The 15,274-nt window shown below is 43.9% G+C and carries 13 protein-coding genes; 6 read left to right on the forward strand and 7 right to left on the reverse strand.

The window, feature by feature from the left end; translation table 11 throughout:
* The first annotated feature begins 26 nt into the window (after positions 1–26).
* Positions 27–1,499, forward strand: coding sequence for a bifunctional ADP-dependent NAD(P)H-hydrate dehydratase/NAD(P)H-hydrate epimerase (locus R4537_RS00935; protein WP_071179015.1), 1,473 nt, complete (start codon positions 27–29; stop codon positions 1,497–1,499).
* On the opposite strand, the gene R4537_RS00940 is transcribed toward R4537_RS00935, so the two are convergent.
* Positions 1,488–2,483, reverse strand: coding sequence for a 2-hydroxyacid dehydrogenase (locus R4537_RS00940; protein WP_000935710.1), 996 nt, complete (start codon positions 2,481–2,483; stop codon positions 1,488–1,490). The two genes, R4537_RS00935 and R4537_RS00940, sit on opposite strands and share 12 nt — an antisense overlap.
* A 242-nt stretch (positions 2,484–2,725) precedes the next feature.
* On the opposite strand from R4537_RS00940, the gene R4537_RS00945 reads away from it, so the two are divergent.
* Positions 2,726–4,009, forward strand: coding sequence for a Na+/H+ antiporter NhaC family protein (locus R4537_RS00945; RefSeq protein ID WP_170832543.1), 1,284 nt, complete (start codon positions 2,726–2,728; stop codon positions 4,007–4,009).
* A 1-nt stretch (position 4,010) separates the two neighbouring features.
* On the opposite strand, the gene R4537_RS00950 is transcribed toward R4537_RS00945, so the two are convergent.
* On the reverse strand, positions 4,011–4,853 hold the full coding sequence (locus R4537_RS00950; RefSeq protein WP_044126844.1) for a potassium channel family protein: 843 nt from the start codon (positions 4,851–4,853) through the stop codon (positions 4,011–4,013).
* A 65-nt stretch (positions 4,854–4,918) separates the two neighbouring features.
* A complete protein-coding gene (locus R4537_RS00955; protein ID WP_071179016.1) occupies positions 4,919–5,467 on the reverse strand; it encodes an outer membrane beta-barrel protein in 549 nt (182 codons plus the stop codon).
* Positions 5,468–6,124: 657 nt separating this feature from the next.
* On the opposite strand from R4537_RS00955, the gene R4537_RS00960 reads away from it, so the two are divergent.
* From R4537_RS00960 to R4537_RS00975, 4 genes are all read left to right on the forward strand, one after another.
* The gene (locus R4537_RS00960; RefSeq protein ID WP_071179018.1) at positions 6,125–7,168 is read left to right on the forward strand and encodes a GMP reductase; all 1,044 of its coding nucleotides are present in this window, start codon (positions 6,125–6,127) and stop codon (positions 7,166–7,168) included.
* Positions 7,169–7,617: 449 nt separating this feature from the next.
* Complete coding sequence (locus tag R4537_RS00965) at positions 7,618–8,538, forward strand: hypothetical protein (protein WP_071179019.1); 921 nt, start codon at positions 7,618–7,620, stop codon at positions 8,536–8,538.
* On the forward strand, positions 8,535–8,987 hold the full coding sequence (locus R4537_RS00970; protein ID WP_032474940.1) for a hypothetical protein: 453 nt from the start codon (positions 8,535–8,537) through the stop codon (positions 8,985–8,987). The genes R4537_RS00965 and R4537_RS00970 overlap by 4 nt, the downstream gene beginning before the upstream one ends.
* A complete protein-coding gene (locus R4537_RS00975) occupies positions 8,977–11,064 on the forward strand; it encodes a hypothetical protein (protein WP_071179020.1) in 2,088 nt (695 codons plus the stop codon). The genes R4537_RS00970 and R4537_RS00975 overlap by 11 nt, the downstream gene beginning before the upstream one ends.
* A gap of 30 nt (positions 11,065–11,094) precedes the next feature.
* Here the strand turns inward: R4537_RS00975 and R4537_RS00980 are convergent, their stop codons facing one another.
* From R4537_RS00980 to R4537_RS00995, 4 genes are all read right to left on the reverse strand, one after another.
* The gene (locus R4537_RS00980; RefSeq protein WP_032474942.1) at positions 11,095–11,571 is read right to left on the reverse strand and encodes a DUF4760 domain-containing protein; all 477 of its coding nucleotides are present in this window, start codon (positions 11,569–11,571) and stop codon (positions 11,095–11,097) included.
* Positions 11,571–12,014, reverse strand: coding sequence for a S24/S26 family peptidase (locus R4537_RS00985; RefSeq protein ID WP_080483458.1), 444 nt, complete (start codon positions 12,012–12,014; stop codon positions 11,571–11,573). Before R4537_RS00985 ends, R4537_RS00980 begins: the two co-directional genes overlap by 1 nt.
* A gap of 246 nt (positions 12,015–12,260) precedes the next feature.
* The gene (locus tag R4537_RS00990; RefSeq protein ID WP_071179021.1) at positions 12,261–13,655 is read right to left on the reverse strand and encodes a DEAD/DEAH box helicase; all 1,395 of its coding nucleotides are present in this window, start codon (positions 13,653–13,655) and stop codon (positions 12,261–12,263) included.
* Between the two features lie 189 nt (positions 13,656–13,844).
* The gene (locus R4537_RS00995) at positions 13,845–15,173 is read right to left on the reverse strand and encodes an anaerobic C4-dicarboxylate transporter (RefSeq protein ID WP_001887127.1); all 1,329 of its coding nucleotides are present in this window, start codon (positions 15,171–15,173) and stop codon (positions 13,845–13,847) included.
* Positions 15,174–15,274: the final 101 nt, after the last annotated feature.

The raw sequence follows: 15,274 nt of genomic DNA on the forward strand, positions 1-15,274 counted from the left end.
CGTTTTGTCAGCTGTTGGACACCATTATGCCGTTACCCACTCATTTTTATACTACGCAGCAGCTCAAACAAGGCGAACAAGATGCCGCGAGTGAGCGAGGTCTTGAACTCTTTCATTTAATGGAACGCGCAGGACAAGCGGTATTCACCATCGCTTTTGCTCAGTATCCCACCAGCCATCACTGGTTAATTTGTTGCGGTGGCGGAAATAATGGTGGGGACGGTTATATTGTCGCGGTATTAGCCAGACATATGGGGATGGATGTTACCGTATGGCAGTTAGGCGATCCTGAAAAACTGCCAGCCGATGCCCATCGTGCTTATCTGCAATGGAAAGAGTTGGGTGGTGCGGTCTACGCTCCACAGTCTGAATTGCCCGAATCGACGGATGTCATTATTGATGCGCTGTTTGGCATTGGTTTAAAAGAGGCGTTACGCCCGCAGGTGGTACCGCTCGTCGAGTTACTCAACCAAAGTGGCAAGCCGATTGTGGCGGTCGATGTGCCTTCAGGGCTGTGTGCCGATACCGGTCAAGTGATGGGGACATGCATTAAAGCGCAGCATACGGTGAGTTTGATTGGGTTAAAACAAGGCTTGGTGACTGGCCAAGCCCGCTGTTATGTTGGAACGTTACACTATGCCGGGCTTGGGGTTGAAGAAATATTTGCCCAGCACAATACGCCATCCTTAGTCTCCATCGATGGCAAGCTAAGACACAGTTTATTGCCGCCACGTCAAGCTTGTACTCACAAAGGCCAAAATGGCAAAGCTTTGATCGTTGGAGGCAATGAAGGTATGGGCGGAGCCTTGATTTTGTGTGCTTCCGCTTGTGCTCGTTCGGGAGCTGGGCTGAGCGCGGCAATGACCCATCCCGATAACGTTACCGCTATGCTGACGATTACACCGGAAGTGATGAGCACGAGCTGGAACAAACAGCATTTATTTGAAGAGCGCATTGAATGGTGTGATGCCCTTGCTTTGGGGCCCGGATTAGGGCGAGATGCGCAAGCGCAGCAGATTATGCAGCGCTTAAGTAGCTTGAAGGTTCCGAAAGTGTGGGATGCGGATGCACTCTATTTTCTAGCGCATAACCCCAGCTATGATGCGCAGCGGATCATTACACCGCATCCCGTCGAAGCGGCGCGTTTATTGGGCTGTGAAGTGGAAGAGGTGGAGCAAGATCGTTTTGCGGCGATTCGCCAGCTTCAGCAACGCTATGGAGGCGTTGTCGTGCTCAAAGGTGCGGGGACTTTAGTGGATGATGGGAAAGAGATCGCGGTCTGCTTACAGGGGAATCCTGGAATGGCCAGTGGGGGGATGGGCGATGTACTTACTGGCATTATTGTGGCGCTATTAGCGCAAAAAATTCCCTTAGCGGATGCGGCAAAACTCGGGGTTTGGCTACACAGTAGCGCTGCGGATCTCAATACCAAATCGCATGGCCAGAGAGGACTTCTGGCCAGCGATTTATTGCCTCACCTGCGTGAGTTATTGAATTAATTCATTACCCGATGCTTGATTGTCAAAAAAGAGCTGGATGTTATTGAGCGTAGTTTGCGCAATATTGTTCAGTGCATCTTCGGTCAAAAAGGCTTGGTGGCCAGTGAACAGCACGTTATGACAAGCAGAAAGGCGGCGGAATACGTCATCAACGATCACATCGTTGGACTTGTCTTGGAAGAACAGATCTTTCTCATTGTCATACACATCCAAGCCGAGCGCGCCGATTCTGCCTCGTTTCAATGCTTCAATTGCGGCCACAGAATCAAGCAATTCCCCACGGCTGGTATTAATGATCATCACTCCATCTTTCATCTGATCGAACGCTGACTCATTGAGCAAATGATAGTTCTCTTTGCTCATCGGGCAGTGCAGGGTGATCACATCACTTTGCGCGAAAAGTTCGGACAACTCTACATAGCGCGCACCCAGTGCAATAGCATCGGGATTGGGATAAGGGTCAAAACAGAGGATCTGCATACCGAGCCCTTTCAAAACACGCATGGTTGCCACCCCGATTTTGCCTGAGCCGATCACCCCGACCGTTTTGCCGTGGAAGTTAAAACCGACCAAGCCATCAAGAGAGAAGTTGGCATCACGGGTACGCTGATACGCTTTATGGAAGCGGCGATTCAAGCACAGCATCATCCCCACCGTATGTTCGGCCACCGCTTCTGGCGAATAGGCTGGCACTCTGACGACTTGCATTCCAAGTCGCTTCGCCGCTTCAAGGTCGACTTTATCAAAGCCAGCACAGCGCATGGCAATAAGACGAGTTCCCCCTTGGTAAAGCTGTTCTAATACGCTGGCGTGAAGCTCATCATTGACAAAAGCGCAGACCACTTCGCAGCCTTTTGCCATCTGGGCCGTTTTATCGGTCAATCGGAAATCATGAAAGTGCAAAGACAGCTGGGTTGGGTCAACCAATTTGCTGAAAGAGGCGATATCGTAGTGCTTTGCACTAAAAAAAATGACGTTGAGCATAGTAATTCCTGTCTCTTAGAGTATCTGGCCTATAGATATACCCATTAATGGGAAAAATAAACCCCAAAATCATTAGGTATAAATGTGCAACAAATGGATGTTTGGACGTCTAGACTGTTGACATGCATCCGGCTTACCTTTAGGCTTTGCGCCCAATTTCGTCACCATGATTTGATATTTGCATGCACTACACTTCGTCTTCAAAGCCTCAACAACCGAATGCCTTTGCCCTATTACCACTTATGGTTTTCTTACTGCTTTTTATGGGCGTAGGGAGCTATCTCACTTGGCAAGGGGTTGAGTTTGCGTTCTATCAACTGCCGGCCCCTGTTGCTGTTCTGCCCGCGGTCGTTTTGGCGATTGCCTTGAGCAAAGAGCCGCTCAATCGAGCCATCGAGCAGTTTTTACGTGGTGTGGGTCACAGCGATATTATGGCGATGTGTATCATTTATCTGCTTGCCGGAGCCTTTGCCGCCGTCGCCAAAGCCACCGGTGGCGTGGATGCCACAGTGAATCTTGGTTTAGCACTGCTGCCAGCGAGTCTCATTCTGCCGGGGCTGTTTGTTATTTCAGCCTTTGTTGCCACAGCAATGGGCACCTCAATGGGGACGATTGCGGCGATTGCTCCCGTGGCGTTAGGTATTGCCCAAGCGGCGGATTTGAATCTTGGTTTAACGGCTGGGGTCGTGCTGAGCGGGGCCATGTTTGGTGATAATCTTTCGATCATTTCGGATACCACCATTGCGGCAACTCGTTCACAAGGCTGCCATATGCGTGACAAATTTAAAGAGAATATCCGCATTGCTTTGCCAGCGGCGCTGTTGGCGCTTGTGGTGTTCACCTTCAGCAGCCAAACGGCACAATCACCGCAAACCAGTGACATTGAATGGCTAAAAGTGCTGCCTTACCTCACCATTCTCGTGTTGGCCGTGATGGGGTTGAATGTGTTTCTTGTACTGCTGGTGGGCATTTTAATGGCTGCGGGTGTCGGTGGTTTAAGTGACGGTTACTCCTTGTCGGCATTAACCAAAGATGTTTACGCGGGTTTTGGCAACATGCAGGAGATTTTCCTGTTATCGATGCTGATTGGTGGCATGGGTGAACTGATGAAACAGCAAGGCGGATTGGCGTTTCTCACTCATCACATTAGCCGAATGATCGATAAATTTGCTCGTTCACACAGTGATGTACAAAAAATGCGAGCCAGTGAATTGGGGATTGCAGGCTTGGTGGCACTGACCAATGTGTGCACGGCGAACAACACGGTTGCCATCATTGTGAGTGGCGGAGTGGCTAAAGAGCTGGCTGAACACAATGGCGTGACAGCAAAGCGCTCTGCCAGCTTGTTGGATATCTTCTCGTGCATCATGCAAGGAGTGTTGCCTTATGGTGCACAAGCGTTATTGCTTGGCTCTATTTTTCAAATGTCTCCATTGAGCGTGGTGAGTTACTCTTATTACTGCTTCTTTTTGGCGGTTGCCGCATTAGTGGCGGTATTTCGCCGCCACACCATGCGCAACGCCTGAATTAGGCTTTGCGATTGTCTTGCGACGGAAGTTTTATTCGACGACGCTTTGGTTTCTGATTTTTCCGTTCTGTTTCACGTTCTGCGAGTTGCCGACGGTAGCTCGCTAGATGAAAACGCTTTCTAGGCTGCTGAGTTTCAACCAATTGATTCAACTGTGTTTCCAACTGCTGGTTTTTTTCAAGCAAGAGATTGAGGGAGAGATGATCTTGTTTGGCCGTATCATCCTCAACAAAAAAAGAAGCCACACTCGCGGTTAATAGACCAAACAGAGTGATCCCTGTCAGCATCAAAAATACCGCGACTCCACGCCCAAACCCTGTGACCGGGTACATATCCCCATAACCGACCGTAGTAATGGTCGACATCGCCCACCACAGCGCATCGGCATAGCTATTGATGGGGCTAGGGGTTCCTTTCTCTACCAGATAGACAAACGCCGCAGAGAGAAGCACAGTAGAAAGACTCGTCAGACCGATAAAGCTGAAAGTTTTTTGGCGCAGAACCGATTTGGTTTGTCTCCACGCTTTGGGTAGCACCAACAAAATACGTAGGAAACGCAGGGGACGCAGAAACGGCATCGCCACGATAAGTACGTCCGGCCAATTTTGCATCATATATTGCAGTGGTTTAGGGCTGACGAAGATTTTGACTAACAGCTCTGTCGCAAAAATGCCCCACACAATCCAGAGTAAGCCATCAAGAAACTCAAGATCATCGGGAGATAAAACGGCAATGTCAGGCAGCAACGCGACGACAACATAAACGACAGAAAGGATCAGCATCGGAGTTTCTGTCGTGTTTTCTACTTTTTCTAACAGCTTTTTGCGAAGGGTGAGTTTCATAAAACGAAAGTGATAAATAGCAAATCGTGGCCTTAGCCTATCAAAAAATGCTGTCTAAGTGTCGCTTAAAAACGATATTGCCCGCCTACGGTGAAGGAAAGACTTGAATAATCTTGCTCTAAGGGGTAGTAACTGAGCTCCATAGTCAGCGCCAAACTTTTGTCGATGCTCGATTGCACTTTCGTACCGATGCCGATATAGGGATTGGTTCCTGAAAATTGACGGTTATCGCCAATCGCACCCAATTCATAGCGCTCTTTCACTTTGAATTGCGATAGCCCGCCGCGAGCGTAAAGAACCGTCAGGTTATTGATAGGCTGTTCGAAAAAAGCGCCAAAATAAAAACCTTCAACTTTGACATCAATCTTCTGTTTTTGCGTGTTTAACATTTCGGCTCCGTTGCCGATCATGCCTGAATAGCCGAGATCTAAGCCGATAAACGGCGAAAACTGGTAGTTATACCCAAACTGAGTAACCCAAGCTTCATCACTACTGGAAGGGCTATCGATACGGCTAAAGCCTGTGCTTAACGAAAAGGAATAAGGGCTATTTCCCGCATAAGCAGGAAGTGCAAAGCAACAAAAAACCATTAACCAGCCGCAAAAACGTACCATAGCCCACCTGTTTCATTCCCTGAAAGGATTAATATTTCCTCCTACTTGAAGCTGCAGCGGTGTCTGTTACCTTCGTTTACCCCAATCACATAGCCTGTCTATGTCATGAAGATTGTCATGAAGATTCACTCACTGACTGCGCATCTACAAATCCAAGTAGTTTGGATGCCGAATGCAAGAATAGATTTAAAGTTAAGCAATAAATGCGCCGAATGGATAAGCGTGGTGAATTATTTATACGTGATGTGAGCTTGATCGACTTCGAAAACGGAGCTTGTGAGTTGCTGGAATTTTGCTCTGCAAAAAGGTGATCAAAGTCTAATTTATGGCAATTTAAAGCGAGTGCAATCGATTGTTCAGCAAAAAGCGATATGTCGGTAATTTGACAAAATAGAACTAACGCACTGTTTGGTAAGCAATTTAAGAGTTGAGTGTTACAGAGGGGATTGTCTAGGTATGAAAACTTCGGCAGGGTAACACAAAAAAAAGTCAAATATCAGTCTTGAGAGAAAAAAAACGCGGCCTATAATGCTGAAAACCGGAGCGTCTGCCAACGCTCCGGTTTTTTTGTGTCCGAAATGTACTGACGTCTGCCAACGAAGGTACTACGCACTCTGCTAAGAGACACAAATGGTCAATTAATCAAGGAATTACACAATGCGTATCGAACAAGAACTTAAGTTAGGTTTTAAAGATGTCCTGTTTCGCCCGAAACGTTCAACCCTGAAAAGCCGTTCTCAAGTAAATTTAACCCGCGAGTTTACTTTCAAACATAGTGGTCGTCAATGGTCAGGCGTACCTGTGATTGCCGCCAATATGGACTCGGTAGGCAGTTTTGCCATGGCTAAAGCCTTGGCTGAGCATCGTGTTATGACCGCAGTGCACAAACATTACACTGTGTCGGATTGGGCTGAGTTTGTGAAAAGTGCCGACAAAGCGACGCTGAACAATGTTATGGTTTCAACCGGCACATCGGAAGCAGATTTCCAAAAAACCAAAGATGTGATGGCACTGTCTGATGAACTGATTTTCATCTGTATCGATATCGCGAACGGCTATTCTGAGCACCTTGTTGAGTACGTGCAAAGAGTGCGCGCTGCATTTCCTGACAAAGTGATTTCTGCGGGTAACGTCGTAACAGGCGATATGGTAGAAGAGCTTATCCTTGCGGGTGCCGACATTGTTAAAGTAGGCATTGGCCCGGGCTCTGTGTGTACGACACGCGTAAAAACCGGTGTCGGCTACCCACAACTGTCCGCGATTATCGAATGTGCGGATGCTGCGCACGGCCTCGGTGGTCGCATCATCGGTGACGGCGGCTGTACGTGTCCGGGAGATGTCGCGAAAGCCTTCGGCGGCGGCGCGGATTTCGTGATGCTTGGCGGTATGCTGGCAGGTCATGAAGAAGCAGGCGGTGAACTCATCGTAAAAGATGGTGAAACCTTAATGAAATTTTACGGCATGTCATCGAAGAGCGCGATGGACAAGCATTCTGGTGGTGTAGCAGGTTACCGTGCAGCCGAAGGAAAAACCGTACTATTGCCATACCGTGGCAGCGTACACGGCACCATTCAAGACATCCTCGGCGGCGTGCGCTCAACCTGTACCTATGTAGGCGCGGCCGAGCTTCGTGAGCTAACTAAGCGTACAACGTTTATCCGAGTTCAAGAGCAAGAGAACAACGTTTACGGGCGTGAGTAAGCGTATCGATTTACTCTAATCCACCGAAAAGAGTCGCCAAGAGCGGCTCTTTTTATATCCTGTGAGTGGCTGCGAATCTTTTACGCAGTCGCTTGCCTTCGCGGCCTTGCGGGTAGCACTCGCAAAGCCAAGGTTTTTTACTACCGTCTTTTAGGTTTCGTATAGTCATAATATTTGTATTTTATACTGTATTTATATACAGTATTTATGCTGTGGGAAAAAAGCAATGTAGGAAATCATAAGAATCAAACACTACTCAATATCAAAATTAGTGATTTCACATTCAGATAGCTGATCTTAAATGATAAATTTGTAGTTTATGAGTGCGATTTTATTGGTTTTATCCACAATTACTGTGTTACTTAAGGAGATAGGATCTTGTAAAGATTAACCGATCACAGCTGAGAAAGTATGATGTAGCTTATTAATGTTTGATAGGCGCACAATATATGTACCAGTCCGTTATCGGTCCATTAGATGGAGACACTTGGGAAGGTTTAATTCAGGCTGTTTTCAAAAAAAAATATGACAGCTATCAGGAAATGGTGGCATCTCCTGGAGACCTTGGCATAGAAGGTTTTGTCTTAAATGAAGGGATTTTGATCCAATGCTACTGTCCTGATGAAAACTATGACAGCAAGACATTATACGAAAAGCAGAGAGACAAACTTACTAAGGATATTGGTAAGCTTATCAGCAATGAAAAAGCACTTGAGGGCTACTTTGGAGATAGCATAATTCATCAATGGATTTTTATAACTCCTAGGATAGCTAAACATGAAATACACGCCCACGCTCGAATAAAAGAACAAGAAATAATTGATGCTAAACTATCATTCATAGCACCAGATTTTAGAATTTTGGTCAAAGATCTTGGTGCCTATCAAAAGGAAATAACATATCAGCAACAATTAGATACGGGCTGTCTGAGATTCTCTGAATATAACGGAGAGAATATTAGCAAGCCTGAATTAAAGACTGATTATGACAAGAATATTGTCGAGAAGAATCTGGTTCGAAGCAAAGTGAAAAATGTATATAAGCCACAAATACACGAAATGCTAAACGCCAAGACGAAAAAACACTATTTAGAAGGTTATGGAATCTTTGACACGATTTTTGTGCGATCTCCCGAGTCATACCAGAGAATTGCAAAAATAATAAATAACTTTGAAGATGATGTTGAAATTATGTCATCTATGTGGGAGGACAAACCACAAAGTTTGATTGAAAAGGTTGAGGCAATGTTAATAGAAAGATTAAAGATGGATCCTCATGTGTCTTTGATTCAGCATGAAGACTTAGCTTTGATTTCAAGACACATGGTTGCTAAGTGGATAGCAGAGTGTCCAATGAGGATTGAAGAATGAGCAAGCTTAGCTTTTCTCGTCGAAGATCGTCTGTAATTCCAGAACTGAGACCGATGTATAAAATCGGAAAAATATTAATGATATTAAAACTCTGTTGTTCTGGTGGCAAGGCAAGTTTATTGAAACTACATCTATTTAATTGGGCTATGTTAGAATCTAAACGTATGCAGGCATTGCAGTTATCAGCAGAAAGAAAGGAACTAATAATAGGAGTATGGGGCATTGATCCGTCTTTGAATATGGCATTAGCACATGCAATTTCAGAGGGTTTAGTAGCTAGGCAGTCAAATGGCTCATTCATATTAACTACGAAAGGAGATAATTTTATTGTAGGATCTAAGCTTCTTGAATTATTTGATAAGGAAGTTTTTGAATTAAAGGTTGTTTCTAAGAAAATTACAGAAAAAATGGTTACTGATGCTGCAAAAAGGTGGGCAAATGAAATTTAATCAATTATATGTTCGGATTACTGCGGCTGATGGCCTTGACTATGGATATCGTATTGAATTTAAACGCGGATTAAATGTCATTCGAGGAGCAAATTCATCAGGGAAAAGTACATTTGTTAATTCGTTGATATATGCCCTTGGCATGGAAGAGATCATTGGGGCAAAAGGTAATAGTACTTTGCCTTATGCACTGAAAGATCGTTTTGATTTTCGTAATCAAGTAAAAAAAGTAGTAAACTCAACGGTTTTTTTAGAAATTGAAAATAATATTGGTAATATAATTACATTAAAAAGAGCCATTAAATCTGATGATGTAGATACAAAATTGATTCAGATTATTGAAGGAGCATATTTATCTAGCTCTTCAGAAGAAAATTTCGGAAGTAGTTATACATTTGTACATGATCCAGGTTCAGCACAGGATCAAAAGAAAGGATTTTATGCATATCTTGAAAAATTCTTAGGATTAAATTTACCGAGACTTTCAGATAATCAAGGTAGAGAAACAAAATTATACCTTCAAAGTGTTTTTTCTGCATTATTAATTGAGCAGAAACGTGGTTGGACAGATTATATAGCAAACATTCCTTACTACGGTGTTAGTGGGATGCGTGAAAAAGTAGCTAACTTTTTACTAGATCTAGATAGTTTTCGGAATGCTAAAAAATTAAATGAGCTTCAAAGCGAGAGAAACAAGATTATTAATGAATGGTCAGAACTGGCTACAGAAGCTAAGTTAGTAGTTGAAGGAAAACTATTTAGTATATCTGGAATAACAAAGACACCATCTACCGATTTTGACCCAAAATTGATAGAAATAAAACAAATAAGCTCGGATGCAACTAAAACTTTGTCAGAGGTGAAATCTGAACTATTTGAAGCTAGCATTGTAATCATGAAGGCAGAGAAAGCCCCACTTAATGGACAAGAAGAAAATCTAATATTATCGATTGAGCAGGTTCAAAATAGAATTGATGAATTGCTGACATTCCAAGCAATATGTGGACGTCAAATAAAAGTAGATGAATCTCAGTTAAGTCAATACTTAGAAACTCTAGAGAGTATACAAAAAGATTTATTAGATAATAAACGCACTCAGAAATTAGTAAATTATGGAGCTAATGAAGCAGATTTAGATATTGCAAAAGGGCGATGCCATACTTGTTTAACTATAATCGATGATATTTTGGTCTCTCCAGATACTATTGCAATGCCGATGACTATAGAGGAAAATATTATTCATCTCGATAGTCAACGAAAAATGACAGAATCTCTTTTAGAAGGTTTGCGGAAAAATATCGAAAGAAATAAAGGTCAGCTTCTTACTATTAACAGAGAAGTATTAGAAAAGAAAAAAGAACTTGCGGCTCTTAAAAGAGATATAAAGTCTACATCAGATGTCAAAGAAACTGATATTAGAAAAAAAATCCTGTTGGAAAATCGTCAAGAAGAGATTAGGCAATTAGAAGAAAAAATTGAAATTATAATAAATAAGTTTGTTGATTTATCTGCTCACTTTAAAGAACTAAATGCAAGTATTACTAACTTATCTAAGTATCAGTTTACTTTATCTGATTTAGCTAAAATTAAAGCATTTTCTACATCATTTAAGCAATATGCAGTGAATTTTGGATATCGAAGTGCAGACGTTGAAGAGATTGAAGTTAAGAGTGAAAACTTATTACCTTATTTACAAGGTATAGAGCTCCGTGAACAAATTGATACTCCAACAGAGCGTAAACAAAAAGAAGCTACAAGTACTACGGATTTAAAATCAGATTCTTCTGCGAGTGATTTTGTTCGCCTTATCTGGTCGTATTTAATCGCGTTATATAAAGCATCTCATGAAACTGGTGGAAATCATCCTGGCATCATTCTTTTCGATGAGCCAGCACAACACTCTATGAGTACGAAAAGTGTAAATAAAATGCTAAGTACATTGGCAGATGAAGATGGGCTTCAGAGTATTATAGCAGCATCGTTTGACGAAAATGAAGAAACCTATGCGGCATCGATTGATGGAATTGATAACTTCACATTAATTCACTTGCCGAGCAAAATAATAACATTAATTTAGTTTTTTAAGATAAAGGTATCACTGATGCCTTTATCTATTCCTGATTTTTAAAAGTTTACTATATAGAATTTCGAATTCTCTAAATATACCACCTTCCCCTAACTGCTCTTCTCGTGCAACAATTAAAGGTATATATGCAATATATGAATCAATTATCATTTTTCCAGCCAATTTATTTAGCACATTTAAATCATACACGTCTAAATTGATACCAGTTGCTAGACGCTCAAAAGCGTTAAGCCCCTTCACTATAATGTTTAAGTTAGAGGACTCAAGATGAATCAAAGCATCCTCTTTAGTCCAATCTCCTTTATGAATCTCATTAAGTTCCTTTCTTGCCTGAATTAATGATGGTTGAATTGTTTCCCAATAATCAAGAGTTTTTACACGTCTTTCTCGACGTGTCGTTTGAATATAAATTGAGGTGCTTACAATAAATGTTATGCAAGCAATAATTGCTGCCGTAATAGTAGCAATATCTGCTGGAGTAATTGCTTTGTCTGACATTAGCACTTCTCCAACGTCACAGCCACACGGCCAATCACTTTGATATTTTCCTCTGAAACTTCAACTGTCGAGTTACCGAACACTACAGCTAATTTGTTTGGTAGTCGCTGAATGTGGTTTAAAGATAGCCGACCATTGATATCAATAATGTATTCATCACTAATTACATCGTTAAGCTTTTTATCTACTAGAAAACGACCTTCGCTTGTTTCGATTTCAATAGTGTTACTTGCTTCTAAATCCCATGAGTTAAAAATGCGTTGTGCATATGGGATTTCTCCAGTTGCTACGAGCTGTCTGCTCGTAAGGCAGAAAGACTTTAGGATGACAATTTGATGCTGGGGATTTATCCGTTTTTTCCGATCATGAAGGCCTTCGCTTGTCTTAGAAGCCTCTTGTTTTTCCTGTTCCTTCATCGTTACAGCCAACGTTCCCACTTTCATCCTTCGCTATTCAATCGCTTTTTTTGAATTTCAGACAAATCTCTCTGTATTTCGTCGATTACGACAGCCGAGAAAGATTGTAGCGGGAGCGATGATATCATCATGCTTGCATATTCGGTACTTTCGAGTAGTTCTTATATGACGATGGCGTAATATCACATATTCAAAGGATTAGCGATTAGCGTTTCGAAGATGGTTGAACAAAAAGAGCCACATGATGTGGCTCTTTTGCTATTGGTTTAACACCTAAATCGTTTTAGCCGATGATGACTTTGTCACTGGCTTTGAAGAACTGCGACGAGGGCGGTTTGCGGGTTTTTTCGGCGCTGAATGAGTGCCGCCTTTTTTCGCTGTGCGAGCTTGTCCTGTAGGCTGGCCTCGGTGGCCAGCTTTAGGTTTGTTTTCAGCTGCGCTGCCTTTGTTTTCTCCAGCTCCCTCTACCTTTTTAGGCTTTTTGGGCTTTTTCGGTTTCAAAGGTCGAGTGTCTAACTTTGACTCAGGGAGTTGGTTGGTTGGCTCAAATCCCGCTAAATTTACACGGGGCAGTAAGGCTTGCGTTAAACGCTCAATCGCAAATAATTCCGGTGCTTCAATGGCACTCACCAAAGAAATCGCTTTACCGACTTCACCCGCTCGGCCTGTTCGGCCAATTCGGTGCACGTAATCTTCAGCAATTTTCGGCAATTCAAAATTCACCACTTGAGGCAGTTGCGGGATATCAATGCCACGCGCCGCAATATCTGTTGCGACCAGAATACGTACCTCTCCCGCTTTAAAATCCGCCAGTGCTCGGGTGCGTGCGCCTTGGCTCTTATTGCCGTGAATCGCGGCCGCGGTTAAACCTTGCTCGTTGAGATAGGTCGCTAAACGGTTGGCACCATGCTTGGTACGCATAAAGACCAGCACTTGTTGCCAATTCCCCTCTTTGACCAATTTCACCAACATGTCCGGTTTCTTTTTCACATCAGCAGGATAAATGCACTGCTCAACGGTTCTTGCCGTTGAGTTGGCTGGGCTGACTGAAATTTCGACGGGGTTATTCACCAAGCCTTTGGCAAGCTCACGGATTTCGGTCGAGAAGGTAGCTGAAAACAGTAGGTTTTGGCGCTTTGCAGGCAATAATTTCAGTATTTTACGAATGTCACGAATAAAGCCCATGTCGAGCATGCGATCTGCTTCGTCAAGTACCAAAATTTCCAACTGATCAAATTTGACCGCATTTTGGTTATAAAGATCCATTAAGCGGCCTGGGGTTGCCACTAAGATATCCGCACCTTTACACATTCGTTGCATTTGTGGGTTAATTTTCACACCACCAAACACAACCGCGCTCTTGAGCGGTAGATGGCGGCCATAGAGCATGACATTGTCTTGGATTTGTGCGGCCAGTTCACGCGTTGGGGTAAGGATTAAAGCACGAACTTGATTGGCGCGAACTTTTGGCCCTTTTGCCAGCAATTCTAAAATAGGTAGCGTAAAGCCAGCCGTTTTTCCTGTGCCAGTTTGAGCTGCGGCCATCACGTCTTTGCCTGCTAAAACCGCAGGAATAGCCTGTAACTGAATCGGTGAAGGCGTGTTGTATCCTTTCTCTTCAATAGCTTTAAGGATTGGCGCAGACAGACCGAGCGAGGTAAAACCCATATATCATTCTCAACAGTAATCAAATAACGCGGGAAGTCCGCGCAAAGCCCGCCATTCTGAGGCCTTTAGTGATTAGTAGCAACAGCTATCTACAATGCCAAGTCAATTGGGTAGAGAGAGCATGAAGATTGGTCGTAAATAAAAAGAGCCACATTCAGTGGCTCTTTGGCTATTGGTTACAAGCTTTGTTTAGCCGATGATGATTTTGCTGAGCACAAATCCCACACAGCAGGCTGAGATCACGGAAATCAGACCGACAGCCATAAAGGAGTGGTTGAAATACCACTTACCGATCTTGGTGGTGCCTGTGTTATCGAAGTTGACGGTGGCAATATCCGATGGATAGTTTGGAATAAAGAAATAACCGTACAGCGCTGGCATCAAGCCAATCAGCAGTGCGGGTTCTAAACCTAACCCTAAACCAACTGGGAGCATCATCCGTGCGACTGCGGCTTGTGAGTTCACCACCACCGACACAATGAACAGCGCCAGAGCAAACGTCCAAGGGTAGTTGGTCACCATCTCCACGATGCCAGATTTAAATTGTGGCATCGCGTATTGGAAGTAGGTGTCAGACATCCACGCGATACCGAAGATGGCAATCGCAGCCACCATGCCAGACTTGAACACCACACCGTTTGGTACAGAGCGTGGGTCTGTTTTGGTGGCGAGCAAAATGATACCGCCGAAACAGAGCATGATCATTTGAATCACCATGTCCATGCCAATTGGCTTAGTGCCTTCTTGAATGGTGCGGATCTCCGGCCACATTGCAATCACCACGATCACTAAAATCGAGGAGATAAACAGCAGCACGGAGTTACGCGCGGATGCTGGCAAGGTTTCATCGAGTGAGGTGGCGGTGGTGTTGAGGATTTTCTCGCGCCAGACGGGGTCTTGCAGTCTTGCTTGGTACTCAGGATCGTTCTCCAGCTCTTTACCGCGTCTCAAACTGTACAGCGACATTAAAAGCGTACCAAACAGGGTGGCGGGAATCGTCACCATCAAAATAGAGAGCAAGGTAATGTTGTGGTTGATATTGGCGAGTTCGGCTAGGTAGTAGACCACGGCAGCCGAAATCGGCGAGGCGGTAATGGCGATTTGTGACGCAACGGATGCTGCTGCCATCGGGCGCTCAGGACGAATGCCATTTTTCAGGGCAACGTCACCAATGATTGGCATGATCGAGTAAACCGCATGGCCTGTACCCAGCATAAACGTCATGGTGTAAGTGACAAAAGGGGCAATTAACGTGACACGTTTTGGGTTTTTGCGCAGCATGCGCTCCGCCACTTGCAGCATGTATTTTAAGCCGCCAGCGGCTTCAAGAATCGAGGCACAGGTGACAACCGCGAGGATAATTAACATCACTGTGATTGGTGGTGAGGTCGGTGGCATCTTGAAGACGAAAACTTCGATAACCAAACCAATCCCCGAAACGACCCCAAGCCCGATACCGCCGTATCGTGAGCCGATATACAACATCAGCAGTAGAAAAAGAAATTCTACATATAGCATCCCATGTTCCCTATATTGAAATGAAGTTATATGTATTGTCGGATTTCATTTGCAAAAATTATGAAGCAGAGTTCACAGAATTCTAGCTGGAATAAATGAGA

Origin of the sequence: Vibrio paracholerae (assembly GCF_037672085.1) — a bacterium.
GTDB lineage: Bacteria > Pseudomonadota > Gammaproteobacteria > Enterobacterales > Vibrionaceae > Vibrio > Vibrio cholerae.

Coding starts and splice junctions, on each gene's coding strand:
- R4537_RS00985 (WP_080483458.1), bottom strand. CDS start 12,014: ATGAAAGTGGGAACGTTGGCTGTAACGATGAAGGAACAGGAAAAACAA.
- R4537_RS00975 (WP_071179020.1), top strand. CDS start 8,977: ATGAAATTTAATCAATTATATGTTCGGATTACTGCGGCTGATGGCCTT.
- R4537_RS00960 (WP_071179018.1), top strand. CDS start 6,125: ATGCGTATCGAACAAGAACTTAAGTTAGGTTTTAAAGATGTCCTGTTT.
- R4537_RS00995 (WP_001887127.1), bottom strand. CDS start 15,173: ATGCTATATGTAGAATTTCTTTTTCTACTGCTGATGTTGTATATCGGC.
- R4537_RS00965 (WP_071179019.1), top strand. CDS start 7,618: ATGTACCAGTCCGTTATCGGTCCATTAGATGGAGACACTTGGGAAGGT.
- R4537_RS00990 (WP_071179021.1), bottom strand. CDS start 13,655: ATGGGTTTTACCTCGCTCGGTCTGTCTGCGCCAATCCTTAAAGCTATT.
- R4537_RS00955 (WP_071179016.1), bottom strand. CDS start 5,467: ATGGTACGTTTTTGCGGCTGGTTAATGGTTTTTTGTTGCTTTGCACTT.
- R4537_RS00945 (WP_170832543.1), top strand. CDS start 2,726: ATGGTTTTCTTACTGCTTTTTATGGGCGTAGGGAGCTATCTCACTTGG.
- R4537_RS00950 (WP_044126844.1), bottom strand. CDS start 4,853: ATGAAACTCACCCTTCGCAAAAAGCTGTTAGAAAAAGTAGAAAACACG.
- R4537_RS00935 (WP_071179015.1), top strand. CDS start 27: ATGCCGTTACCCACTCATTTTTATACTACGCAGCAGCTCAAACAAGGC.
- R4537_RS00940 (WP_000935710.1), bottom strand. CDS start 2,483: ATGCTCAACGTCATTTTTTTTAGTGCAAAGCACTACGATATCGCCTCT.
- R4537_RS00980 (WP_032474942.1), bottom strand. CDS start 11,571: ATGTCAGACAAAGCAATTACTCCAGCAGATATTGCTACTATTACGGCA.
- R4537_RS00970 (WP_032474940.1), top strand. CDS start 8,535: ATGAGCAAGCTTAGCTTTTCTCGTCGAAGATCGTCTGTAATTCCAGAA.